General features: G+C 70.0%; 24 protein-coding genes. 8 read left to right on the top strand and 16 right to left on the bottom strand.

Annotated elements, in window-relative coordinates:
• From E3O42_RS17835 to E3O42_RS17810, 6 genes are all read right to left on the bottom strand, one after another.
• On the bottom strand, positions 1–549 hold a 549-nt coding region (locus E3O42_RS17835), incomplete at its 3' end, for a (2Fe-2S)-binding protein (RefSeq protein ID WP_134455507.1).
• Complete coding sequence (locus E3O42_RS17830) at positions 546–1,391, bottom strand: FAD binding domain-containing protein (protein ID WP_134455506.1); 846 nt, start codon at positions 1,389–1,391, stop codon at positions 546–548. The genes E3O42_RS17835 and E3O42_RS17830, both read right to left, overlap by 4 nt.
• Positions 1,392–1,655: 264 nt before the next feature.
• Positions 1,656–2,129 carry a molybdenum cofactor biosynthesis protein MoaE gene (locus E3O42_RS17825; protein ID WP_174844292.1) on the bottom strand — a complete coding sequence of 158 codons (474 nt, stop codon included), beginning with the start codon at positions 2,127–2,129 and terminating at the stop codon, positions 1,656–1,658.
• On the bottom strand, positions 2,119–2,766 hold the full coding sequence (locus E3O42_RS17820; RefSeq protein WP_134455505.1) for a MogA/MoaB family molybdenum cofactor biosynthesis protein: 648 nt from the start codon (positions 2,764–2,766) through the stop codon (positions 2,119–2,121). Before E3O42_RS17820 ends, E3O42_RS17825 begins: the two co-directional genes overlap by 11 nt.
• Positions 2,763–3,293: a cyclic pyranopterin monophosphate synthase MoaC gene (gene moaC, locus E3O42_RS17815; RefSeq protein WP_134455503.1), complete on the bottom strand. Its 531-nt coding sequence runs from the start codon at positions 3,291–3,293 to the stop codon at positions 2,763–2,765. The genes E3O42_RS17820 and moaC overlap by 4 nt, the downstream gene beginning before the upstream one ends.
• Entirely contained in the window at positions 3,286–4,596 is a 1,311-nt protein-coding gene (locus tag E3O42_RS17810; RefSeq protein WP_134455502.1) for a molybdopterin molybdotransferase MoeA, read from the bottom strand. The genes moaC and E3O42_RS17810 overlap by 8 nt, the downstream gene beginning before the upstream one ends.
• Positions 4,597–4,793: 197 nt before the next feature.
• Between E3O42_RS17810 and E3O42_RS17805 the strand changes: the two genes are divergently transcribed.
• Together E3O42_RS17805 and E3O42_RS17800 are read left to right on the top strand one after the other, a co-directional pair.
• Positions 4,794–5,378: a dihydrofolate reductase family protein gene (locus E3O42_RS17805; protein WP_134455501.1), complete on the top strand. Its 585-nt coding sequence runs from the start codon at positions 4,794–4,796 to the stop codon at positions 5,376–5,378.
• Complete coding sequence (locus E3O42_RS17800) at positions 5,375–5,683, top strand: MoaD/ThiS family protein (RefSeq protein ID WP_241984913.1); 309 nt, start codon at positions 5,375–5,377, stop codon at positions 5,681–5,683. Before E3O42_RS17805 ends, E3O42_RS17800 begins: the two co-directional genes overlap by 4 nt.
• Positions 5,684–5,698: 15 nt before the next feature.
• On the opposite strand, the gene E3O42_RS17795 is transcribed toward E3O42_RS17800, so the two are convergent.
• Both E3O42_RS17795 and E3O42_RS17790 read right to left on the bottom strand, forming a co-directional pair.
• A complete protein-coding gene (locus tag E3O42_RS17795; RefSeq protein WP_134455500.1) occupies positions 5,699–7,543 on the bottom strand; it encodes an alkyl/aryl-sulfatase in 1,845 nt (614 codons plus the stop codon).
• Between the two features lie 129 nt (positions 7,544–7,672).
• Positions 7,673–8,989 carry a ThiF family adenylyltransferase gene (locus tag E3O42_RS17790; RefSeq protein WP_134455499.1) on the bottom strand — a complete coding sequence of 439 codons (1,317 nt, stop codon included), beginning with the start codon at positions 8,987–8,989 and terminating at the stop codon, positions 7,673–7,675.
• Positions 8,990–9,115: 126 nt separating this feature from the next.
• Here E3O42_RS17790 and E3O42_RS17785 point away from each other — a divergent pair, with 126 nt between their 5' ends.
• Entirely contained in the window at positions 9,116–10,462 is a 1,347-nt protein-coding gene (locus E3O42_RS17785) for an aminotransferase class V-fold PLP-dependent enzyme (RefSeq protein WP_134455498.1), read from the top strand.
• The gene (gene sufU, locus E3O42_RS17780; RefSeq protein WP_134455496.1) at positions 10,459–10,953 is read left to right on the top strand and encodes a Fe-S cluster assembly sulfur transfer protein SufU; all 495 of its coding nucleotides are present in this window, start codon (positions 10,459–10,461) and stop codon (positions 10,951–10,953) included. Before E3O42_RS17785 ends, sufU begins: the two co-directional genes overlap by 4 nt.
• Before the next feature lie 152 nt (positions 10,954–11,105).
• Here the strand turns inward: sufU and E3O42_RS17775 are convergent, their stop codons facing one another.
• From E3O42_RS17775 to E3O42_RS17765, 3 genes are read right to left on the bottom strand one after another with little or no spacing between them, the layout of a single operon-like run.
• Complete coding sequence (locus E3O42_RS17775) at positions 11,106–12,035, bottom strand: BadF/BadG/BcrA/BcrD ATPase family protein (RefSeq protein ID WP_134455495.1); 930 nt, start codon at positions 12,033–12,035, stop codon at positions 11,106–11,108.
• A complete protein-coding gene (locus E3O42_RS17770) occupies positions 12,032–12,817 on the bottom strand; it encodes a glycoside hydrolase family 113 (protein ID WP_420897900.1) in 786 nt (261 codons plus the stop codon). Before E3O42_RS17770 ends, E3O42_RS17775 begins: the two co-directional genes overlap by 4 nt.
• A complete protein-coding gene (locus E3O42_RS17765; RefSeq protein WP_134455494.1) occupies positions 12,814–15,348 on the bottom strand; it encodes a glycoside hydrolase family 2 protein in 2,535 nt (844 codons plus the stop codon). Before E3O42_RS17765 ends, E3O42_RS17770 begins: the two co-directional genes overlap by 4 nt.
• Positions 15,349–15,599: 251 nt before the next feature.
• On the opposite strand from E3O42_RS17765, the gene E3O42_RS17760 reads away from it, so the two are divergent.
• Positions 15,600–16,607 carry a LacI family DNA-binding transcriptional regulator gene (locus E3O42_RS17760; RefSeq protein ID WP_134455493.1) on the top strand — a complete coding sequence of 336 codons (1,008 nt, stop codon included), beginning with the start codon at positions 15,600–15,602 and terminating at the stop codon, positions 16,605–16,607.
• Positions 16,608–16,728: 121 nt separating this feature from the next.
• On the opposite strand, the gene E3O42_RS17755 is transcribed toward E3O42_RS17760, so the two are convergent.
• Positions 16,729–17,724, bottom strand: a complete 996-nt coding sequence (locus E3O42_RS17755) for an acetylxylan esterase (RefSeq protein ID WP_134455492.1) — start codon at positions 17,722–17,724, stop codon at positions 16,729–16,731.
• Positions 17,725–17,781: 57 nt separating this feature from the next.
• Here E3O42_RS17755 and E3O42_RS18775 point away from each other — a divergent pair, with 57 nt between their 5' ends.
• On the top strand, positions 17,782–17,913 hold the full coding sequence (locus tag E3O42_RS18775; protein ID WP_255455159.1) for a hypothetical protein: 132 nt from the start codon (positions 17,782–17,784) through the stop codon (positions 17,911–17,913).
• A gap of 492 nt (positions 17,914–18,405) precedes the next feature.
• On the opposite strand, the gene E3O42_RS17750 is transcribed toward E3O42_RS18775, so the two are convergent.
• From E3O42_RS17750 to E3O42_RS17735, 4 genes are read right to left on the bottom strand one after another with little or no spacing between them, the layout of a single operon-like run.
• The gene (locus tag E3O42_RS17750; RefSeq protein WP_134455491.1) at positions 18,406–18,807 is read right to left on the bottom strand and encodes a flagellar assembly protein FliW; all 402 of its coding nucleotides are present in this window, start codon (positions 18,805–18,807) and stop codon (positions 18,406–18,408) included.
• Complete coding sequence (locus E3O42_RS17745; protein WP_338144960.1) at positions 18,804–19,697, bottom strand: flagellin N-terminal helical domain-containing protein; 894 nt, start codon at positions 19,695–19,697, stop codon at positions 18,804–18,806. Before E3O42_RS17745 ends, E3O42_RS17750 begins: the two co-directional genes overlap by 4 nt.
• 15 nt (positions 19,698–19,712) lie before the next feature.
• Positions 19,713–21,155 (bottom strand): flagellar hook-associated protein FlgK, encoded by a 1,443-nt coding sequence (gene flgK / locus E3O42_RS17740; RefSeq protein WP_134455488.1) that lies wholly within the window; start codon positions 21,153–21,155, stop codon positions 19,713–19,715.
• Positions 21,156–21,177: 22 nt separating this feature from the next.
• Positions 21,178–21,663, bottom strand: coding sequence for a flagellar protein FlgN (locus E3O42_RS17735; protein WP_134455487.1), 486 nt, complete (start codon positions 21,661–21,663; stop codon positions 21,178–21,180).
• 352 nt (positions 21,664–22,015) lie between these two features.
• Between E3O42_RS17735 and E3O42_RS17730 the strand changes: the two genes are divergently transcribed.
• Together E3O42_RS17730 and E3O42_RS17725 are read left to right on the top strand one after the other, a co-directional pair.
• Positions 22,016–22,960 carry a sigma-70 family RNA polymerase sigma factor gene (locus E3O42_RS17730; protein ID WP_134455486.1) on the top strand — a complete coding sequence of 315 codons (945 nt, stop codon included), beginning with the start codon at positions 22,016–22,018 and terminating at the stop codon, positions 22,958–22,960.
• A gap of 84 nt (positions 22,961–23,044) precedes the next feature.
• Complete coding sequence (locus tag E3O42_RS17725; protein WP_194092320.1) at positions 23,045–23,887, top strand: flagellin N-terminal helical domain-containing protein; 843 nt, start codon at positions 23,045–23,047, stop codon at positions 23,885–23,887.
• The last annotated feature ends 115 nt before the right edge of the window (positions 23,888–24,002 follow it).

Below are 24,002 nucleotides of genomic sequence, written 5' to 3'. Positions count from 1 at the left end.
GGTGCGCGCGGCCGTTGTGCGCGCGGCCGTGGTGCTGGCGGCGGTGGTGCGCGGGCGGGTGGCGCGCACCGGGCCGAGGCCGGTCTGCTCGTGGTCGTGCCCGCAGCCGCCGCCGGCCGGGGTGTGCCGGTCGCGGATGGCGTCGTCGATGGCCCGGTAGCCGGTGCAGCGGCACAGGTTGCCCTTGAGCAGGCGGGGCAGGTCGTCGAGCTGGTGCTCCTGGATGGTCGACGCCGTCACGATCATGCCGGGCGTGCAGAAGCCGCATTGGAAGCCGGCCGCGTCGATGAAGCGCTGCTGGATCGGGGCCAGGTTCTCCGGGCCGCCGATGCCCGTGGCGGTGGTGACCTCGCGTTCCGCGGCCCGGTAGGCCGGGTAGATGCAGGAGTGCACCGGGGTGCCGTCCACGAGCACCGAACAGGCGCCGCAGTCGCCGGTGTCGCAACCCTTCTTGACCTCGAAGTGTTCCTGCTCGCGCAGGTAGCTGCGGAGGGCCTGGCCGGCCGCGGCCGGCGCGTCGACCGGGCCGCCGTTCACGGTCAGCTTCATGCGCGGCTCCCATCGCCGGTGGTGATGTGGTCGCCCGGAGCGGCCAGTTCCGAACGGATCTCCTCGCCGAGCAGCCCGCTCATGGCACGGCGCCAGTCGGCGGCGCCGTGCGCGTCGGTGAACCAGGCGTCGAGACGTTCGATGTCGGCTGCCAGGTCGGCCGGGTCGGGCAGCCAGGGGTAGCGCAGTTGCACCGGACGCACCGTGCCGCCCGTCACAGTGAGCACGAAGGCGCCGTCGGTGTCGAGCCGGCCCATGAGCACGGCACCGGACCGCCCGAGCGGGGACAGAGCGATCTTGCGGTATGCGGTGCGGGCGGCCAGCGCGGCGGCCGGGACGTGGATCGAGCGCAGCACGTCGCCGGGCTCGAGCACATTGGTGGTGTTGCCTGTCACGAAGGCCAGGGCGGGCAGTCGCTCATCGGTGCCGTCGGCGCGCCAGATCAGCACCTCGGCGTCCAGGGCGGCGGTGAGGCAGATCATCGGGCCCGCGGGCAGCGAGGTGCACAGGTTGCCGCCGACGGTGGCCACGTTCCAGACCTTGAACGAGCCGAACAGGGCGGTGCAGGCCTGGTGGAAGACTGGGTGGGCGATCCAGCCGGGCTCCGCGGGCATCCGTGACAGCTCGGCGAGGGTGCAGGTGGCGGCAATCTCGAGACCGTCGGCGTCGATGGTGAGCGCCGGCCAGCCCATGGTCTGCAGGTCGACGAGGCCGGTGAGGTGGATGCGCGGGTCGGCGAAGAGCTCGGAGCCGCCGGCCAGCGGCACCACGGTCGCGCCGAGCGCGGCCAGGTCGGCGCGGGTACGGGCGGGGGTGATGGCCGCAACGGTGCTCAGGTCCATCTGTGCCTCCCATGATCGAGGATGCAGGGCATCCTGGGTGTCGCCGGGCCTGTGGGCGCCGCCGAGGGGCGCCCTCGCGGGCGCCGACATCCCTAGTCAAGCGCAGCATTGTGTCGGCCGTGTAAACCGGCCACGCGGCCCTCAGTCGATCCCCAGTTTTTGAGGGGTGATCTGGGCCCAACTGTTGCCCGTGCGGACGATTGCGTCCCGCACACCAGACGCAATCGTCCGATTCAGGAACAGTTGCACGGGCGGGGCGGGCGGTCAGCCGAGCGCGGCGACCCACTCGGTGCTGCCGTCGGTGAAGCCCTGCTCCTTCCAGATGGGAACGCGGGCCTTGATCTCGTCGACCAGGGCCGCGCAGGCCGCGAAGGCCTCGGCCCGGTGCGCGGACGCCACGGCGCAGGCCAGCGCCACATCGCCGATGCCCAGGTCGCCCACCCGGTGCGCGGCGGCCATCCGGCAGCCCGGGTGCGCCAGGGCCACCTCGTGCGCGACCTCCTCGAGCACCGTCTGGGCGCTCGGATGGGCGCTGTAGCGCAGCCAGGTCACGCCCCGGTCCTCGTCGTGGTTTCGCACCACGCCCGCGAACGACACGACGGCGCCGGCGGTGGCGTCGCCCACGGCATCCGTGCACTCGTCGACGGTGATCGGGGTGTCGTCGACGCGGGCGAACAGCACCAGGCCCGGGGCCTCGGGGACGGGTGTTTCGGCATTCGGGGTGGGCTCAGTGGCCATGACGGAGGTCCTTGGGGAGTATGCCATTGCGGGGGGTGGCCGTGGCCGGTGCGGCCCTGGATGGTGCGGCCCTGGCCGGTGCGGCCCGGCCCGTGTCAGCGGCCGGCGCTGCGGCGTGGTCGGCTCCGCGCACCTGGTCGATGAGGTGGTCGAGCACCTCACCGAGCACGGCCAGGCCGTCGCGCACACCACCGGTGGAGCCGGGCAGATTGATCACGACCGTGCGGCCGCGGGCGATGCCGGCGTAGCCGCGCGAGAGCACGGCGAGCGGTGTGGCGGAGGTGCCGCGACGCCGCAGCTCCTCCATTATGCCTGGCAACTGGCGGTCGAGGAACGGCAGGGTCTGCTCCGGGGTCTGGTCGGTCGGGCTCACGCCGGTGCCGCCGGTCGTGATGACCAGGTCGAGGCCGGCCTCGATGGCCGCGGCCAGGGCGTCGCCCACGGGTTCGCCGTCGGTGACGACGGCCCGGTCCAGGACGAGCCAGCCATGCTCGCGCAGCCAGCCGTCGATGACGGGTCCGGTGCGGTCGGTGTACACACCGGTGGCCGCGCGGGTCGACGCCACGATCACCTGCCCGGTGCGCCCGCCGGCCCGAGCGGCGCCGGACTCGCTCGTCGGCTTCGCGGCGGCGCTCACTCGGTGCTCCAGTCGCCGCTCTTGCCGCCGGACTTCGCCAGCACCGAGATGTCGGTGATCACCGCGTGCTTGTCCACGGCCTTGATCATGTCGTACAGGGTGAGCGCCGCCACCGACACCGCCGTCAGCGCCTCCATCTCGACACCGGTCACACCGGTGGTCTTCACCGTCGCACGAAGGACCACACGATCGTCGCCGGGTGCGAAGTCGATGGTGGCACCGCTCAGCGGCAGCGGGTGGCAGAGCGGAATCAACGCCGAGGTCTGCTTGGCGCCCATGATGCCGGCCACCCTGGCCACGGCCAGTGCCTCGCCCTTGGGCAGTTCGCCGGCGACGAGCAGGTTGATCACGTCGGGCCGGGTGATCAGCGTGGCCGTGGCCGTGGCGCGTCGTTTCGTGACGGGCTTGTCGGTCACGTCCACCATGAGTGCGGCGCCGTCGGCGCGCACGTGGCTGAGCTGTGCGGGTTGGGCCTCGTCCGGCACGGCTTGATTCGGCTGCTTCTGGTTCGGCGTGGTCTCAGTCATCGATACTCCAATAGTCCACGAGATCGCCCGCGGCGACACTGCCGACCCCGACGGGCAGGTGCACAAGCACCGTCGCGGTGGCATAGGCGTGCAGGAGGTGCGAACTCGCACCGCCCACCAGATCGAGTGCGCCGTCGGGGCGCAGGATGCCGCGCCGTAGCTGGTGCTTACCGGGCGGCGACTCCACCGGAGCGGCGAGGGGGGCGCTCCGCAGCTCCCGGTCGGGACCGGGCAGTCCGGCCAGGCGGCGCAGCACCGGACGCAGGAACACCTCGAACGAGATCAGCGCGCTCACCGGGTTGCCGGGGAAGGTGATCACGGGCACGGTCTTGACAGGCGCAGTGCTGGTAGGCCTGGTGTTCCGAGGCGCGCTGATCTCGCCGAGCCCCTGCGGTCCGCCGGGCTGCATGGCGACGTGTTGGAACGTCACACCGAGCGGGCCGAGCGCATCGCGCACCACCTCCCGGGCGCCGGCGCTGACCCCGCCGACGGTGACCACGAGGTCCACCTCCGGGGCGTCCGCGAGGAGGGCGAGCAGGTCGGCGGCATCGTCGGAGCGGCACGGCCGGGCGGTCACCGTGCAGCCGGCATCCAGCAGGGCCTGGCCGAGGATGACGCTGTTGGAGTCGTAGATCTGGCCGCCGGCCAGGCTCTCGCCGGCGTCGCGAATCTCGTGGCCGGTCGCGACGAGCAGCACCCGGATGCGCCGGAGCACGGGAACCGAGGTCAGGCCGGTACCCGCGAGAACCCCGTACTGGGCCGGGCCGAGCCGGGTTCCCGCGTCGAGCAGCCGGTCGCCGGGGCGCACGTCGCTGCCGGTCGAGCGCACGAACGAGCCGACCGGGACCGGGGCGGAGAACGAGACGCTCCCAGCGGCGGACCCGTCAGGTTCCTGCGGCAGGAAGCGGGGTGGATCGGCCCGCTCGATCGGCACCACGGCATCCGCGCCCGCCGGGATCGGCGCACCCGTCATGATCGGGGCGGCTGTTCCCGGTCCCAGGTGCCCGCCGGCGTCGCCCGCGGCGATTTGGCCGGCCACGGCGAGGGTCGTCGGCAAGAGCTCCGAGGCGGCCGCGAGGTCCTCGGCGCGCACGGCATAGCCGTCCATCTGTGAGTTGTCGAATGGAGGCAGCGCCACGGGGGAGTACACGGCGCTCGCGAGAGTCCTGGCCCGGTAGCTGTCGGGGTCACCGGTCAGCCGGGCACTCGAGAGGGGGAGGACTTCGGTGGCGCGGTCCTGAGAAAGCGGCGCGAGAAGCGAGGCCACGGCCTCCCGGTGCTGGTCGATCGTGCGCGCGGTCATGCCACCATCTTGCCGCAGTTCGCCGCCACGAGACCGTTGGCGCGACGGATCACGCCGTGGCCGGCACCGATGGTTGCTTGAAGGGGGATCGGCCCGGGCGTATCGTGCCTCGGATACGCGGTGCCGGAAGACGGCGCTGACACACGGAGTCGACGGACGGTGTCGACGGACGGTGTCGACGTACGGAAGGGCAACTCATGGGACACCTGGTGGTGCAGCAGTTCGTGACCCTCGACGGCTTCGCGGCCAACCTCGACAACGAGTTCACGGCATACGAACTTCTCGACGGCGGCACCGACGATTTCGACCAAAGCCAGGTGACCTGGCTCGACGGCGTCGAGGCGATGGTGCTCGGCGCCAACACCTACCGGATGTTCGTGGGCTTCTGGCCCACACCGGAAGCGGCCGACGAGGTCATCACCGGCCCGCTCAACGCCCTGCGTCGCCACGTCTTCTCCCGCACCCTCAGCCACGCTCCGTGGGGCGACCTGCCCGCGGCCACCCTGGAGTGCGGCGATGCCGTCGAGGCCATCCGCCGGATCAAGGCCGAGACCGCCGGAATCGTCGTGCTGTGGGGCAGCCTGAGCCTCAGCCGGACCTTTTTCGCTGCCGGGGAGGTGGACGAAGTGCGCCTCGTGGTGATGCCCGTGGTGATCGGCGCCGGCCGCGGGGTGTTCCCGGCCGACACCGACCCCGCCGTTCTCGACCTGCGCGGTGCGCGGTCCTTCAATGACGGCCTCGTCGAACTGCACTACGCCCTGCGCGCCGCACCGGAGTGGTGACCCGTCGTAGGCTGGACGAACGGGCCGGCACGTGCGGCCCGCCCACCGACGAAGGGTTCATCACCATGCAGGTGCAGGTGCGTTATTACGCCGCGGCCAAGGCTGCGACGGGGGTGGCGGAGGAGACCCGCGAGCTGCCCGCCGGGGCCACCATCGGCGCCTTCCTCCAGGATCTCGGCAGCACCTCGCCCGCCGTTTTCGCCCGCTGCTCCTTCATCGTCAACGGATCGGCGACCACCGACAGGTCCCGCGTGCTCGACGAGGGCGACAGGCTCGACGTTCTGCCGCCGTTCGCCGGCGGCTGACACGCACCCGGCGCGTCAGGGAGTCACGACGGCGAACGCCGGATCCGGGCTGTCCAGCAGCGCGAACAGCCTCGGCAACGCACCGGCGTCCCCGGTCATGTCCACCCCGCTGAAGGAACCGCCGGCCAGGGCCTGGGCCAGCCGGGCATGAGTGATGCGCACATGGAGGTCCGCCGGGCGGGGCTTATTGATCGGAAAGTGGATCAGTGCTCCGTGGCTGAGTTCCAGCCTGTAGAGCTCCCGCGTGTCCGTGATCACCCAGTTGATGGCCAAGCTCTCGTTCCACGACCGCGGACCCACCAACCGGATCGCGAGGGTGTCGAAAAGCTGGGTGACGGTGAGAGCGCCGAGCAGGCCACCGGCACTGAGATCGTTGCGGCCCACGCCGTAGCGCAGCTCGGTCGCCCCGGTGAGGAAGACGTTGCGCCAGGTGGCGTTCTCCGCGCCGAAGCCCAGCCGCTCCAGGCCCGTCGCCAGCAGCTCCCGGGCCGCACCGTCACCGGGATCGGCGAAGACGGCGTGACTGGCCAGCTCCACGGCGAACCGCAGGTCGCCGGCATCCAGGTAACGCCTGGCGTGCTCGAGGGTGGCCGCGATCCCGCCAATCACGTCGACGTACCGAATGGCCGCGGCGGTCGGCGGATGCTGCCACAGGTGGGCGGGGTTGCCGTCGTACCAGCCGAGGTAGCGCTGGTAGATCGCCTTGACGTTGTGGCTCACCGACCCGTAGTAGCCGTGGGTGTGCCATTTCTGGGCCAGTGACGGCGGCATCTCGAAGTCCTCGGCGATCTCGCTGCCGGTCTGGCCCTGGTTCATCAGGCGCACGGTCTGGTCGTGCAGGTAGGCGTAGAGGTCGCGCTGCTCGGTGAGGAAGGCGACGATGGCGTCCGTTCCCCAGGTCGGCCAGTGGTGCGAGGCGAATTCCACATCGGACCGGTGGCCGAACAGCTCGGTGGCCTCACCCAGGTAGCGGGACCACATACGGGGGTCCCGCACCTGCGCGCCGCGCAGGGTGAGCAGGTTGTGCATGGTGTGGGTGGCGTTCTCGGCCATGCACAGGGCGCGCTGCGCCGGGAGGTACAGGTTCATCTCCGACGGGCATTCGGTGCCGGGAGTGAGCTGGAAGATGATCCGCACGCCGTCGATCACCTCTTCCTGGCCCGTCTCCGTGATGTCGAGGGTGGGCACGATCAGGCCGATGTTGCCCGTTGACCCGCCGGCGCCCAGGCCGATGCCGACCCGGCCGGAGGCCTTCCGGGCCAGCGGATGACCGTCGTAATAGTAGCCGCGGCGGAACATCGCGGTTCCGGCGTAGACGTTCTCCGACACCGCGTTGTCGAGGAAATGCTCGGGGGCGACGATGGGGATGCCGGAGTCTGGTTCGACCACGCCGAGCACGCCGCCGAAATGGTCGACGTGCGCGTGGGTGTAGACGATCGCCGATATCGGGCGGTCGCCGCGATGGCTGCGGTAGAGCGCCAGCGCGGCCGCCGCGGTCTCCGCGGAGATGAGCGGGTCGATCACGATGACGCCGTGGTCGCCCTCGACGAGTGTCATGTTCGAGAGGTCGAAGCCGCGCACCTGATAGATGCCCTCCGTCACCAGGTAGAGGCCGTGCCTGGCGGTCAGGGCGCTCTGGCGCCAGAGACCGTCGTGGACGTTCTCCGACCCCTCGCCGGCGAGGAAGGCGAGGGACTCCATCTCCCAGACCACCCGCCCGTCGGCGGCCCGGATGATCAGGGGTTCGAGGGTGCCGAGGAAGCCACGGTCTACGGCCTCGTTGCTTCCGCATGAGCCTGTCACCGTGCTCCCCGCCGTGCTTCCCGCCGTTCTCCCCGTTGAACGCTTGTCATCGCCCATGATGACCACCTCTCAGCTGCTGTGTTGTGATTCCGCGCACTGGGCCCGGTGCGCACACCATAACCGGGGCGTCACCCGGCAACCACCCCGCGTGTGCGCCCGGCGCGGCGCGGCCAGCGGCGGGATCGATCAGTAGCGCTGTTTGTCCGGTTCGATCCGGCGCACCCAGTCGTCGACGCCGCCCGCGAGGTGGCTGACCGCCGCCCAGCCGTTGTCGCGGAGCACCTCACGGGCGTACTCGGAACGGGTGCCGTGGTGGCAGTACAGGATGATGCGGTCGTCCGGCTTCATCACCGTGCCGGCCTCGTCGGTGAGTAGCTGCGCCATCGGCACCAGGACCGAACCGTCGATGGCGACGATGTCGCGCTCCCAGGGCTCCCGGATGTCGACGAGCACGAAGTCGACGGTGCCCGCCTGCCGGTCGGCGAGCAGGCCGGCGAGTTCGGCCGAGGTGACCTCGTCGGGAGCCGGTGCGCCGGCGCGCGGCGGCACCGGGACCGGGCGGGTGTGCACCTGGCTGTGGCTGGTGTCGCGGGGCGGGACGGCGGCGGGGGGCTCGGAATCGCCGGTCGTGGCGGTCGCGGCCGCCGAGGCGGCGTCGGCCGGAACAGAATCGACCGGAACAGAACCGACCGGAACAGAATCGACCGGAACAGAATCGGTGGGAACCGTGCCGGCCGGGGCGGCCGCGCCGTATGGCACCTCCCGCCAGGAGGCGTCGAGGCCGTCGAGCACCAGTAGCCGGCCGAACAGCGGTTCGCCGAACCCCACGATGAGCTTGAGGGCCTCACTGGCCATCATCGCGCCGATGCCGGCGCACACCGAGCCGAGCACGCCGGCCATGGCGCAGGTTTCGGCCTCGTCGGCGCCAGGGGTGCTCGGGAACAGGTCCTCCAGGCGGGTGCCGCCGGTCGGCCCGTCGACCCAGAACGTCGTGACCAGGCCGTCGAAGCGCAGCACGGAGCCCCAGATGTATGGCTTGTGCAGCAGGGCCGCGGCGTCGTGGGCGAGGTGTCGGGTGGCGAAGTTGTCGGTGCCGTCGATCACGATGTCGTAGCCGGCGATCAGGGCGAGAACGTTGTTGGCCGTGAGGCGCGTCTGGTGCGCAACGACCTCGATCAGCGGGTTGTGCGCGCGCAGGGCGGCCGCGGCGGCCTCGGCCTTGGGCCGGGCCAGGTCGGCCATCGTGTAGATGGTCTGGCGGTGCAGGTTCGAGACCTCGACGCTGTCGGAGTCCACGACGCCGATGGTGCCGACGCCCGCGGCGGCCAGTGCGGTGAGCACCGGGGAGCCGAGTCCGCCGGCACCGATCATCAGCACCCTGGTGGCCGCGAGGCGGCGCTGGCCGAGGTCGCCGACCTGCTCGAGCGAGAGCTGGCGGGCGTAGCGCTGGCGCTGGGCCGGGGTGAGCGGCGGTCCCGGTGAAACGAGGGGAACGTGCGGCATATATCGGCCCTTTCTGCTGGCTTCCAGCCTAGGCCTGAACCGCGCCCGGCCGGCCGGCCACCTTCGTTGTTGCGTATCCTGCCGTCATCCTCTGCCGGGGCCTGGCAGGTGGCGGTACCCTGAAGTATGACGTTCGTCGCACCACCCCCTGCCTCCGCGCATGACCGGACCCCGGATGGCCAGAGCCTGCATGACCAGACCCTGAGCCACGACGAGGTGCTGCGCATCCGCAATGACTTCCCGGTGCTGCACCAGCTCGTCAACGGGCATCCGCTGGCCTACCTCGACTCCGGTGCCACCTCACAGAACCCGATCAGCGTGATGGAAGCCGAGCAGGAGTATTACGAACAGCGCAACGCCGCCGTGCACCGCGGCGCGCACACCCTGGCCTTCGCGGCCACCGAGGTGTTCGAGGCCGCCCGCGCCACCGTGGCCGCCTTCGTCGGCGCCTCCGAGAACGAGATCGTCTGGACCTCCAACGCCACCGAGGGCGTGAACCTCGTCTCGTACTCGTTCTCCAACGCGTCCCTCGGCCTCGGCGGCCCCGCCGCCGCCCGGTTCGCACTCGGCGCCGGTGACGAGATCGTCGTCACCGAGATGGAGCACCACTCCAACCTCATCCCGTGGCAGCAGCTGGCACTCCGCACCGGCGCCACCCTCCGCTTCATACCGGTGCTGCCCGACGGCACTCTCGACCTCGCCGCCGCCGCCGAGATCCTGAACTCCCGCAGCAGGCTGTTGGCGGTCACCCACGCCTCCAACGTCGTGGGCACCATCAATCCCATCGACGACCTCGTGGCCATGGCGCACGCCGTTGACGCCCTCGTGTTCCTCGACGCCTGCCAGTCGGCGCCGCACCTGGCCCTCGACCTCGCCGCCCTCGACGTGGACTTCGCGGTGTTCTCCGGGCACAAGATGCTCGGCCCCACCGGCATCGGCGTGCTCTACGGCAAGGCCGAGCTGCTGGCCGCGATGCCGCCGTTCCTCACCGGCGGCTCGATGATCACCACCGTCGACATGGGGACCGCTGAGTTCCTCGCCCCGCCGCAGCGGTTCGAGGCCGGCACCCAGCGCATTTCCCAGGCCATCGCCCTGGCCGCGGCTGTCGACTACCTCAGCCACACCGGCATGGGCCGCATCCGCACCCGCGAAGCCGAGCTCGGCCGCCGCCTCGTCGAGGGCGTCACCGCCATCCCCGGCGTGCGCCTGCTCGGACCCGGCCGGGGCGCCGAACGCATCGGCCTGGTCGCGGTGGATGTCGCCGGCGTGCACGCGCATGACGTGGGCCAGTTCCTCGACGAGACCGGCATCGCCGTGCGGGTCGGCCACCACTGCGCCCAGCCGCTGCACAAAAAGCTCGGCGTCACGGCGTCTACTCGCGCGAGCACCTACCTGTATACGACCGACGACGAGGTCGACCGGTTCCTGGTCGTGCTCGCCGAGGTCGGCCCGTTCTTCGGGGTGTCCCGATGACCTCGTCCGCCATGCAGCAGCTGTACCAGCAGATCATCCTCGACCACGCGAAGTCCGCCCACGGCGCCGTCGCCGAGCTGTCGGACCTCGACGACGCCGCTCAGGTCGCCTCGGCCGACGGTCTGCGCCGGGCGCAGTCGCACCAGGTGAACACCACCTGCGGTGACGAGATCACCGTGCGGGTGGCCCTGTCCGGTGCCGGGGCGGATGCCCAGATCGACGGCTTCGCCTGGCGCGGTGTCGGCTGCTCCATCTCGATGGCGTCGGCCTCGGTGCTCAACGACACCGTGCGGGGCACCAGCGTCGCCGAGTCCGAAGCCATGCTCGACCTGTTCCGGGAGATGCTCCGCTCCCGCGGCACCATCGAACCCGACGAAGAGGTGCTGGGCGACGCCGCCGCGTTCGCCGGCGTCTCCAAGTACCCGGCGAGGGTCAAGTGCGCCATGCTGCCCTGGGTCGCCTTCGAGGCCGCCCTGCTCCAGCTGCTCTAGCTCGGGTTACCGCCCGGCATTTTTCCGGCCCGGGAGTTGCATAACTCCTGCTGGATTCTCCGCATCCGTTGACGAGGCCCGCAGATTCGGGCCTCCGCCGGGCCGCGGGGAAGAACTGCAGGAGTTATGCATCCTGCACTGGGCTGGGGCGGCTAGCCGATCGAGGTGGCGATGCGGTCGCGCAGGGCGCTGGTGGGAGCCAGCCGCGACAGGTACTCGGCGCCGTCGAGGGCGTTGGCGATGGCGGGGCGGATGTCGACGTCCGGCCACAGGGCGCGCAAGCCTTGCTCGAACCGGGCGGAGACCTCGGGGGCGCGCAGCACCCCGCCGATACCGCAGACCACGGGGGACGGGCGCGTGTCTTCACCGACCCGGCGGAGCCCGGTGGCGGCGGAGAGCACCAGTTCCGCGGCGGCACCGTCGCAGATGGCGGCGGCGACGGCATCCGTTGCGGCCAGTTCGGTGACCTGACGGGAGTAGGCGGCGATGCGGCTCACCCGCAGCGGATCGGCCTGCAGGTCGAGGTAGGCCATTTCGAGGTTGGGGAACTCCCGGCGCATGACCGCGGACAGCGCTGTCGCCGGGCCTCGGCCGTCGTAGGCGCGCATGACGGCATCGAGGGCCGCGCGACCGAGCCAGTAGCCGCTGCCGGCGTCACCGATCAGGTTGCCCCAGCCGTCGATGCGGGCCACGTCGTCGGCGCCCACGGCGAGGGTGACCACGCCGGTTCCGGCGGCGACGACCACGCCGAGCTCATCGCCCAGCGCGCCGAGGTAGCTCGTGACGGAGTCGTGCGCCAGGAAAACCTCGTGAACGCCGTGCGCCGAACCGTAGGCGCGGAGTTCACCGGGGTCGGTTTCGGCCTTCGAAAAACCAGAGATGCCGGCGCTGACGGTGAAGATCGGCTGGTCGGTCGTTGACGCCACCCGGGCCACGACGTCGCCGAGCTGGGGGATAAGGGCGCTGTCGGTGCGGATCCCGCCGAATTCGAACGGGAAGGACTTACCGTCGCCGGTGTGCAGTCGCGCCCGGATGCCGGTCTGGCCGGCGTCGATGGTGAGGGAGCGGGGTTCGACACTCATGGGTGGTCCGTTCTTGCGGGTGGTGTGGTTGTGGTGGGTGGTGCGGTGGTGGGTGCGGCCATCCGGGAGGCATACTCCCGGCCCAGGAAGTCTGCGGCGGGTTTGCCGCAGACGCAGTCGTCGTCGTTCTGCGCCGCATCGGCCGCCGCGTACAGAGTCGTCGGCCAATCCCAGAGCATGAAGCCGCGCATCCATTCTCGCCGACCGGTGGCCGCGAACATGTCCTCGCAGTAGTGCAGCTGCTCGGCACCGGACGGCACCCCGGGCAGGGCCCAATCGTTGGGCTTGGCGGGCGACCCGGTGCGGCTCGGGCAGCCGGCCTCCATGAAGAAGAACGGCCTTCCGGCGGCCGTCACCACCGTCTCGATGCAATTCAGCTGCTCGTCCCAGCTACCGATGGGGCAATAGCCGCTGGACGTGATCACGTCGACGGCGTCCCACCAGGTGACGTGGTCCTCCTGGAACGTGTCGCAGTTGTAGGGCACCAAGCCGCTGTAGACCTCGCGCACCGCGGTGATCAGGGAGCGCCAGCGTGCGTCCTGGCCGTCGGCGCGCACCATCTCGCAGCCGATGCAGAGCATCTCGGCGCCCTCCTCCTCGGCGAGCCGGGCGGCGTGCAGGATGAAGGCGGTGTACGACTGGAACCAGGCCGCCCAGCGGATGGCCCAGCGCACCTCGTCGGTGACCGTCGGTGTGTCGCGCACGCCGGTCCAGCCCCAGGTCATGCCGCAGACCGGTTCGTTGAGAACGGATGCCGCGCCGGGCCGGGCCGCGTTCGTCACCGCCGCACCAGCTGGTTGGTGCTGCGCAGCACCGCCGCCGTGGTGAAGGCTTCCGGGTCGACCTCGAGCAGAGAGGTGACGGTGAAGACCACGCTTTCGCCCGGCAGCAGGGTGACCAGCATGTCGTCGACCAGGGCGTTCGGGTCGACCTTGTCGACCAGCAGGGCCAGGTCGCGGGTGAGCACCGGCACGGTGACCTGCACGCTGTAGCCGCTGTCGGTGCGCACGGCGCTCACCTCGGGGTCGCCCGGCGTCAGGGTGCTGTCGCGGGCCTCGGCGAAGAACCAGTGCCCGCGCACCCCGGCCAGGTCGGCGCGGAGGAGTTCCGCTGCCGCATGCGTTGCCGCGGACACGGATGCGGGCAGCGGCACGGTCACCGTCGACCGCGCCGGCAGGGTGACCTGCTCGGTGTGCTCGGCCAGGACGGCTCCCGTGTCTGTATACCGCCGCACCAGGAGCTCGCCGCTCCAGGTGTCGGCGGAGTCATTGACCGCGATGACGGCCAGGCCGCCTTCGCGGGGCTGGATGGTGACCAGACGGTCGGCGTAGGCGTGCCTGATCGCGTACAGCAGCGGCTTGGGCCGGCCGTAGCCGTCCACCGCGGCCCAGGAGGTGACCGGCCAGCAGTCGTTGAGCTGCCAGACGATGCTGCCCATGCAGTGCGGGAAGAGCGAGCGGAAGTGCTCGATCGCGGTGCTGATCGCGGTGGCCTGGTTCAGCGACATCGCCCAGTGCCAGTCGCCGATCTCGTTCGGCAACGGCAGGTGCGGCAGCAGCCCGTCAGTGAGCTTGACGTTGCCCTCCATGGCCTTCTGGTGCACGAGCATGCCCGGGGACTCCGGGGTCAGCGGCACATCGTGGATCGACTCGGTGAGGGTCGACCAGGTGGGCGGGCCCTGCCAGCCGAACTCGGCGACGAACCGGGGCTGGTACTCGCGGTAGGCGGGGTAGTCGCGCTGATTCCAGAGGTCCCAGATGTGCACGGTGCCGTGCTCGGGGTCGTTGGGGTGCAGGTCATTCGGCTCGGAGTGGTTCTGCATGCTGCCGGCAACGGGCGAGAACGGGCTACCGGGCGTGTAGCCGATGTGCGGGGCCAGCTCGGCGACCAGGGCCGGGAACACATCGTAGTAGAAGCCGCCACCCCAGGTCTTGCCGTCCAGGCGCAGCTTCCAGTTCCACTCCTCGAACCCCCAGAGGTTCTCGTTGTTGCCGTTCAGCACCACCAGTGACGGGTGCGCGGCGAGCCGGGTGATGTTCTCCCTGGCCTCGGCCTCGATCTCGTCGCCGAGCGGGGCCTCTTCGGCATAGGCGGCGCAGGCGAGCAGGAAGTCCTGCCAGGTGAGGAGGCCGCGCTCGTCGCAGAGGTCGTAGAAGTCGTCGCTCTCGAAGATGCCGCCGCCCCACACCCGGATCAGGTTGATGTTGGCGAACTCGGCCTGCTCGAGACGGTCTGTGTAGCGGGCCATGGTGACCCGGTGCGGGAAGGCGTCGTCGGGGATCCAGTTGGCGCCGCGCACGAAGACCGGCTGCCCGTTGATGACGAGAGTGAACGGGGTGCCGTGCTCGTCCGGTGTGGTGTCGAACTCGACGGTGCGGAAGCCGATCCGGGTGCTGGATCGGTCCAGTTCCGCCGCCGTGCCGGCGGCATGCAGGGAGACGACCAGGTCGTAGAGCGGGTGCTCACCGTAGCCGAGCGGCCACCACAGGTCCACGTCCGGCACGCTCAGGCTCACAGTGGTGCCGGTCGCCCCGGCCGGCAGTTCCACGGTGCGGCTGATCCCGGCGACGGATGCCGTGATGCTGACGGGTGTTTCCGTGGCACGGTCCACGTCCACGTGCACCTCCACCTGCCCGGTGGAACCCCGACCGGCCGGCGACACGTTCTGGGACACGGTGGCGATCGGCCGCACCGTCGCCAGGCGGGCCGTCGACCAGCTCACCAGGGTCACCGGCTTCCACAGCCCGGAGGTGGAGGTGTCGATGCCCCAGTCCCAGCCGAAGCTGCAGGCCATCTTACGGACGGCGTTGTACGGGTGGTGGTTCGCGTGCGGGCGGTAGCCGAGGTCGAGGCTCGCGGCATCCGCGGCCTTGACGGGGGAGCGGAACACCACCACGAGTTCGTTGAGTCCTGCCTTGAGGCGGGCGCCAACGTCGAAGCTGTAGCTACGGTGCATGTTGCGGGTGGTACCGAGCGACACCCCGTTGAGCTCGATCTCGGCGATGGTGTCCAGCCCGGCGAAGACCAGGTCGGTCCGCTCGGCGTCGGCCGGGTTCCAGACGAAGCTGGTGCTGTAGCGCCAGTCGGTCAGCCCGATCCAGGAGAGCAGCTGCTCGTTGCCGTCCAGGTACGGGTCGGGGATGAGGCCGGCGTCCAGCAGGTCGGTGTGCACCGAGCCTGGCACGGTGGCGGGCACCGTCAGTCGCCGGATGCTCTGGGGGACCGGTCCGGCCAGGGCGGTGACGCTCCAGTCGGCGTCGAGCAGCCGGGTGACGGGCGTGCGGGAAGACAGGGGCGTGGTGTGTGCAGCCATGACGGGTTTCCAGACATTGCTCGATGCTGTTGGGCCTCATGCTAGGCCCGAACTCGGGGACCCGTCAATCGAAAATGTCAACGCTGTCCGACGTTGTCCTCTCGTTGCTTGCGCGGCGCAGATGCCTGCAACGGCGGGCAACGCGCGCATATCGCAAACAATGCTCTGTTGCTGATGTCCGCAAAATGTCCTACGTTGACATTTGGGTGATCCCACACGGTTTGGAACACCTACGCAACCGGGGAGATTTAATGACGACACAATCGCGCGCGACGCTGGCCGACGTGGCCATGCTGGCGGGAGTCAGTTCCAAGACTGTGTCGCGGGTCTTCGCGGGTGCCGGAAACGTCTCGGCCGACACTCGCGAGCGGGTGCTCAGTGCCGCCAAGCGGTTGCGCTTCCGGCCCAACAACCTGGCCCGAAACCTGCGCCACGGGGGCGTGACGAACACCGTCGCGTTCGTCATCGGCGACCTGAAGAACCCGTTCTACTTCCACGTCGCCGCCGGCATCGAACGCGAACTGGCGCTCAGCGGCCTCACCATGGTGCTCGCCACGACGGATGACTCGCCCGACAGCGAGGAGCGGGTGGTGGACGCCCTGATCTCCCAACGTGTGCGTGCTCTGCTCCTGATCCCGATCGCCGACGACCAGTCCTACCTCGAGGGTGAACGCCAGCTGGGCACCCCCGTCGTGAGTGTCGACCGGCCGGCCCGTAACCTCCTGGCCGACTCCGTGGTGCTGCAGAACCGCCGGGGCATGGCCGAGGCGGTGCGCTCGCTCACGGCCATCGGCCACCGCAGGATCGGGTTCATCTCCAACCCGTCCGCGCTGTACACCCAGCGGGAGCGCCTGGCCGGGTACCGCGAGGCGCTGCGCGAGGTGGGAGTGCACGAGACCGCCGCGTGGGAACGCCTCGACGACGACCCCGACATCTCGCCGGAGCTGGCCGTCCAGAGCCTGCTCGCGCTGCCTGAACCGCCCACGGCGATCGTGGCCGGCAACAACCGGGGCAGCGCGGGCGCCGTGCGGGTGCTGCGCAATCTCGAGCCGCCGGTGGCATTCATCGGCTTCGACGACTTCGAACTGGCGGACGCGCTGGACATCTCGGTCGTGGCCTACGACCCCATGGAACTCGGCCGCACCGCCGCCCGGCTGGCCCTCGAGCACCTGGCCGACCCCGATTCGTTCACCAAGCAGGTCGAGATCCCCACCCGGCTCATCCACCGCGGTTCCGGCGAAATCCCGCCGCCGCGCTGACCGGGGCCGGCGTACCCCAGGGCCGCAACTGTTGCCCGCGCGGACTTCTGCGTCTGGTACGCCGGGCGCAGAAGTCCGCAGCGGCAACAGTCGGCCCGGCCGTCGCCCCCGGGCGGGCGGTCTAGCCCGCCGGCTGCGGGGCCAGCTGCCGGGCGAGCCAGGCGGCCTGGCGCACGAAGTGGTAGCCCTGGCCGCCCTCGTGCTCGTTGAACGGGTACACCTCGATCTCGGCGTTGCCTGCATAGTGGTTGCGCGCGGCGAAGACCGTCGACGGCGGGCAGATCGGGTCCAGCAGCCCCACCGAGAAGATCGCCGGGGCAGTGGCACGCTTGGCGAAATTGACGCCGTCGAAGTAGGCGAGGGTGGCGAATGTCGCCTCGACGTCGTCCCGGTGCACCGAGAGGTACCGCACGATCTCCTGGTACGGGTCGTTGTCGGTCATGCCCACGGCGCGTTCGAAGTGGCACATGAACGGCACCTCGGGCATCACGCCGACCAATCCGTCGGTCAGCCCCGCCGCGGCCAGGGCGATGCCGCCGCCCTGGCTGCCGCCGCAGACCGCGACCCGCTCAGGGTCGACCCTGTCGAGGGTGCGCACGGCGTCGATGGCCCGCACGGCGTCGGTGAACACCCGGCGGTAGTAGTAGTCGTCGGGTGAGTGGATGCCGCGGGTCATGAACCCCGGCGCGGAGGGGCCCGTGCCGTGCGGGTCGGGTGTGTCGCCGCCCGAGCCCCAGACGCTGCCCTGGCCGCGCGTGTCCATGAACAGGTACGCGTAGCCGCTGGTCACCCAGGCCAGGCGCTCGTGCGGGAAGCCACGGCCGCCGCCGTAGCCGTTGTACTCGACAACGGTGGGCAGGCGGTCTGGCAGCACGCCGGAGCGGTCGACGGGCAGCAGGAACCAGGCCTTGACCGGGTCGCCGGCGAAGCCGTTGAAGGTGACGTCGTAGACCTCCACCTCGCTCAGCGGCGAGTCGACCCTGGTGAGCCGTGGCTCGGCCGGGTGCAGCCGGGCCTCGGCCAGGGTGCGCTGCCAGAACGCGTCGAAGTCGGCCGGTTCGGCGACCTCGGGGCGGTACTTCGTGAGCTCGGGCAGGGACATGTCTAAGCGGGGCACTGGTTGCCTTTCGGGGAGTGGGTGTGGGCGTCGGTGCAGGGTCTGTAGGTGAGGGGGATGAGGGGAACGGGACGCTCGCCAGCCCTGCTGGTGCGCGACGATGGCCGAATACCGGCCGCCGAGCGCCATCAGCTCGTGGTGGCTGCCGAGTTCGACGATGCGGCCGGCTTCGATGTGTGGAACGGGTAGTTCAGGCTCAGCAGCGCGAGGGCGCAGGCCGCCCAGAACCGTAGCTGCGGCAGGGGCCGCGGTCGACGACGATGTCGATGACGGCGGTCGTCATGGGCGGCAGCAGCCAGGCCGGGCTGTCCTTGATCAGGAACGCCAGTGTGGCCAGTGAGAGCTTGCCCCCGGTGCGGCCGCATCAGGCGCAGTAGCGAGCGAACGGGGGAGGATGCGACGAAGGACGCCTCGATCGATCGAAGTGCGGAATTGTCACCCATGGAACACCTTTGGAGCGTGGCCGCGGTGCGCACGAGCGCAGGCGGCGGCCTCGACACAGGTCGAGGGGCTGGGGTGCGTCCTCAGCCGGGAGCTGTCGGAGCCCACGGCTGTCGCGGGGTGAGGTCGCCGGCACCAACGCTGGTGCCAGTACCGACTATACCGGCGTGCTCCGTGCCGGCGCCATCATGGCGAGACGACGCGCAGCTCGACGACGCGCAGCTCATCGGCTCCGTGCCGCTAGCCTGCGGCGGGTTCCGGCTCGGCGAGCGGGGTGAGCTCGGCGCGTAACGGCCAGTCCTGGCCGTCCAGGATGATCTGGGCGCAGCGGCCGGTGGTCGCGTTGACCACGATGGGAGCCATCAGGTTGACCGTCGTGCCGGTCTCGCCCGGATTGGTGACCACGAGCACCATCGCCTGATCAGGGTCGGTGAGCTCGAGCGCGAGTGCGTGCTCGTCGGAGATCACCGGGGAGTAGTCCGGCAGGTAGACGGACGCGTCGAGCACGAACAGCCGGGTGCGCTCGTCGTCGGCGGACTGCAAGGCGAAGAGCCCGGCGGCGCCGGCGATCTCGTTGAGCTGGAAGTCGGTCAGCGGTGCCAGGCCGGGCGGCGGGGAAACGAAATTCAGGGTGGCGGTCATGAGAGGAAGTCCATCAGGGTCGGTTGAATCACGCGGGCGGTCACGGCCAGGGCGGACTGGTAGGCGATCTCCTGCAGCTTGAGGTCGAGGATCACCGTCGCCAGGTCGGCGTCCTCGAGCTGCACGCGCTGTGCTTCGAGGGTGCCTTTCTGGGTGGCCAGTGCGGCGCTGGCGCCTTCGATCCGGGCCTGCCGGGCACCGACGTCGGAACTGGCCGCGATCACCGTGGTCAGACGGCTGTCGATGGCGCCCAGGCTGACGGCCACGCTCACGGACGGGTCGGTGCTGCGCACGGCGGCCGACACGGTATCGAGCAGGGTGAACACCGAGTTCGCGCCGGTGCCGAAGACGGCAGCGCCGTCGGCATCCACCCGCACCGTGCTGCCGGCGCCCACGCGACGGTCGACCGGCACGGCCGCCCCGGCGGCAGCGCCGCTGGAGTAGCTGCCGTCGGCCGCGAACGCGACGCCGGCGTCGGAGTTCCCGGCGAAGACCGTGCGGCCGAGGTAGGTCGCGTTGGCCTGCCTGAGCAGGTCCTGTTTCAGCCCGTCGATCTGCGCGGCGATGGCTTCCCTGGTTGCCGGTGTCATGGTGCCGGCGTTGGAGCCCTGCACGGTGAGGTCGCGCACCTTGTTCAGGATGGTCGTGCTCGCGCTGAGCGCACCGTCGAGTGTGGTCAGCCAGCCGTTTCCGTTGTCGGCGTTGCGGGTGTACTGGGCGGTGGCGCGCTGTTCGGCGCGCACGGCAAGGGCATTCGCGGCACGGGCGGGGTCGTCCGACGCGCGGCTGATGGTCTTCAGCGACGAGGACTGCTCCTGCAGCTGGGCAAGGCGCTGCGCGCTGGCCTGCAGGTTCGCCTGCGCGGCGCGCATCTGGGTCTGGCTGGTCACTCGGGAGATCATCGGTTACCTTCCCACCAGACCGGTGCGGTTGATCAGGGTGTCAAGCATCTCGTCCACGGCCGTCATCACCCTGGCGGCGCCCTGGTAGGCGTGCTGGAAGGTCAACAGGTTGACGTTCTCCTCGTCGATGTCGACGGAGGAGTTGGACAGCTGCAGGGTGACGGCCGAGGTGGCAGAGAGGTTCGCCGCGGAGGCCTGGGCGAGTTCGATGCCGGTGTCGACGCCGAGCTTGGTGACGAAGTCGGACCAGGCTGCGCTGGGGGAGATGATCGGCCCGGTGGCACCCACGGCCCGTCCCGCGCCCAGTTGGGCGATCTGATCGGCCACCGTGCCGTTGGCCGCTCCGGCGCCGGGTGTGCCGGCGGCGATGCCGGCGGCGGTCGTGGGCACAACGCCCAGGGTCGCGGCGGCGTTGCCGTCGACGTAGGTGAAGAACGCCAGGCCGGTTACGCCGGTGCTGGTGGCCCCGGTCTGGTGGATCGCGTTGACGGTGTCGGCCAGATAGGCGGCGAAGCCGTTGTAGGAGGCCGCGGCCTCGGCGAGGGCGCCTCCGGTGCCGTCGGCATCAGCGGGTCCCAGCAGGGACAGGGCGCCGGCGAGTTCGCCACCGTCCACGACAACGGGCTGGCCAGGGTGATGGGCCCATTCGAGCTGAACCGGGCCATTGCCGGCGGACAGGCTGGTGGGACCGGACACCGTGAGCACCTGCACGTCGGTGCCGGATACCAGGGGGTTTCCCCCGATGAGGACGTCCACGGTGCCGTTGGCCTGGGGGCGCACGCTGGCCCCGGTGATGGCGGCGATGGTGGCGGTGAGCCCATCGCGCTTGTCGATGAGCTCATTCGCCGACCCGCTGGAGGCGAGGGTCTGGCGGATCACGCCATTGAGTTCGGCGACCTGCTTGGCGGCACCGTTGACCTCGGTGACCAGCGCGTCGGTGCTGCTGCGCACGGCGGCCCATTCATCGGTCACTGCCCGGTATCCGGTGTTGATCTGCGAGGTGAGCGTTCCGGCCTCGCCGAGCAGGACGCCGGCGGCCGCGGCCGTATTGGTGCCGTTGGAGAGTTCCTGCCAGGCCGCCCAGAATTTCTGCAGCTGGTCGGAGAGGCCGTTGACGCCGGGTTCTTTGAGCGAGTTCTCGACCGAACCGAGGGCATTGGCCCGCACGGCGGCGTAGCCGGCGGTCGCGGCGGTCGCCCGCACCTTGGCGTCCAAGGTGGCACTGCCCAGGCGCGAGATTCCGTCGACGGACACGCCCGTGCCCGGCACGGCGCCCCACGCGACCAGTCCGGCGCGGGCGGCGGCGGTCGTCGAGGATGTCGTCACCCGCTGGCGGGTGTACCCATCGGTGTTGACGTTGGCGATGTTCTGCCCGACGACGTCGAGGCCGGCGCGCGCCGCGACCAGTCCGGTGTATGCGGTGTTCAGTCCGCCGAAGGTGCTCATGCGTTGGTCACGGGTTGGGTTCTCACAGGCTCTGGTCGAAGAGTCGGGCGCCGGTCGCCTGGGCGCCGGAGGCTCCCCGGGCATCGTAGGTGGTGGCCTGCGCGTCAACGCCGGCCAGGGATTCCTGGGTGTAGCGGGCGGCGGAACGCAGGAACTGCTCGTTCACGTCGCGCAGGCTGCGGATCTGCGCGATCAGCTCGGTCATGGCCGTCAGATGCGCGGTGAGGATGTCGCCCCACGGGCCGGCGGGCGCCTGTTGGACCAGTTCGCTCAGCGTTGCGTCCTGGGAGGTACCCCACTCGGTGGCGAGCGCCGCGACCTCGACCGAACGGCCAAGTCCCGCCTCGCGGACCAGCTCGAGAACCTGCTCCACCTCGCGGGTGGCGTGCTGCACCCACCGGGTGCGGCCTGCGCTGAGCAGCAGCTGTTCCTCGTCGAGCTTGAAGACGAGCAGTTCGAGCAGCTCACGTTCGCGCCACAGCAGGGCAGACAATTCATTGGCGCTCACGTCGTCACTGCCCTCCCGCTGTTGAAAATCCGTTGGTCTATCGTACGAGGCCATGCTCGTTCGGTGGCACTGTCGGCCGGTTCTCGCGCTTGGTTAGGTGTCCTCTAAAGAGAGGACGCCGGATGCCCCGTTCTGGGGGCAGGTCTGAGCCAGAATCGACAAGTGCGGTTGTTACCGTTATATCTAGGCGCAAACGCACTGAAACGGGACCCGAACCCCGGTTCTGGTGGGCTATCTGCGCTCTTGATACGACGTCACCCCTCACGCGCGCTTACCCGGCAGTGAAACGCAAGATTCGTCTTGCGTCCACCGTCAGCGAGAACAACGCCGGCACCAACCAGGAGGGCAACCGTTGAACCGTTCGGAACGTAACCGGCTTGTCGTAGACAACCTGCCACTCGTCGGCTATCTCGTCTCCGAAGTCTGGGCGAAGGCCCGCCATCTCTCCCGCGACGACCTGGCCTCCGCCGGCTCACTGGCCCTGGTCACCTCCGCCGATGCGTTCGACCCGGCCCTCGGCGTGCCATTCGGCGCCTTCGCCCGCCGCCGCATCATCGGCGCCTTCGCCGACGAGATGCGCTCAAACGACTGGGCCACCCGGATGGCCCGCCGCCGGATCAAGGACACCCGCCAGGTGCAGGAGACCCTCGCCGCGGCCCTGGGCCGCAGCGCCACCGTCGACGAGGTCGCCGCAGCCCTCGGTGTCGACCGGGAGACCGCGCTTGCCGGACTGGCCGACTCCGAACGCACCCTCACCGCCCTCGACGACACCACCGCGGAATTCCTCGTCGCCGACACCGTGCTTCCCGAGGAGTCCCTGCTGTCCGCCGAACGTCTCGCCTACGTGCGGGCCGCCGTCGTCGCACTCCCGGAGCGGATGCGCCTGATCGTGGAGCAGGTGTACTTCGAGGACCGCTCGGTCAAGGAGATCGCCGCAGACCTGGGCATCACCCACTCCGCGGTGTCCCAGCAGCGATCAGAGGCCATCCGGTTGTTGCGTGATGGCCTGGGCACCCACTACGCCGACGACGCCGAGGCCGAATACGTGCCCGAGTCCACCGTGGCACCGGCCCGCCGCAGCGCCTACCTGTCGCGCCTGGCCGACCAGGCGATGCTCGGCATGGCCCACCTGGCGCACGACAGGATGCCGGATGCTGTGCCCACGCTCTCCACGACTCCGGCGTCTCCTGCCTCATTCGGGGTTTCCACGGTCGACGGGCTGGCCGGTGTCGCCGACATCGCCCACGCGGAGCCGGTCACTCTGGACGCCCGCGAACTTTTCTCCAGCAACGGCTAACGCGCCGCGCGGTGGGGCCGATAGGTCTCTGTGTCAGCCCATGGATGGGCCGGCGAACACCACCCAATCACGGAGGAACACATCATGGGTATGCAGATCAACACCAACCTCGCGGCAAACAACACGTACCGCAACCTGGCTTCGACCCAGACCGACATGGCCAAGTCGCTCGAGCGCCTCTCCAGCGGCCTCCGCATCAACCGCGCAGCGGACGATGCGGCCGGCCTGGCCATCTCCGAGGGACTGAAGTCGCAGGTCGGTGGCCTCACGGTCGCCAGCCGCAACGCCCAGGACGGCATCTCGGTCATCCAGACCGCTGAAGGTTCCCTGAGCGAGGTGCAGACCATTCTGCAGCGCGTTCGTGACCTCGCCGTTCAGGCTGGTAACGGCTCGAACAATGCCGATTCACGTAAGGCCATCGCCACCGAAGTAACTGCCCTGGGCAAGGAACTGACCCGCATCAGCGAGTCGACCAACTTCAACGGCATCAAGCTGCTTGACAACGCGGCGTCCACCACCCCGCTGACTTTCCAGATCGGCGCGGGCGGCGTTGCTGGCGCCGACCAGATCAACGTCACACTGACCGACGTCGCGGCAATCGGCACCACGGTGAGCGGCCTCGCGGCCGCCGGCTTCGCCGACTCTGCTGCTGCACTGACGACGATCAACACGCTCGACACCAACATCACGGCTGTGTCCACGTCGCGCGCTTCGCTCGGTGCCGACCAGAACCGGTTCGAGAGCGTCATCCGCAACCTGGCCGTCTCCAAGGAGAACCTCACCGCTGCCGGTTCGCGTATCCGCGACACTGACATGGCCGAGGAAATGGTCAAGTACACCCGCTCCAGCATCCTGTCGCAGGCCGGTACCGCCATGCTCGCGCAGGCGAACCAGTCCAACCAGGGCGTCCTGACGCTGCTGCGCTAGATCGCGGACGACTGACGCCCGGCCCAGCCGAATCGTCGACTGACCGAGAATCGGCCGGGGGCACGCGCGAACTGACCTGGACCTCAGTACGCGCGAGCCCTCGGCCACTCGCACT

Origin of the sequence: Cryobacterium adonitolivorans, assembly GCF_004402695.1 — a bacterium.
Lineage (GTDB): Bacteria > Actinomycetota > Actinomycetes > Actinomycetales > Microbacteriaceae > Cryobacterium > Cryobacterium adonitolivorans.
This window is presented reverse-complemented; position numbering and strand designations above follow the sequence as displayed.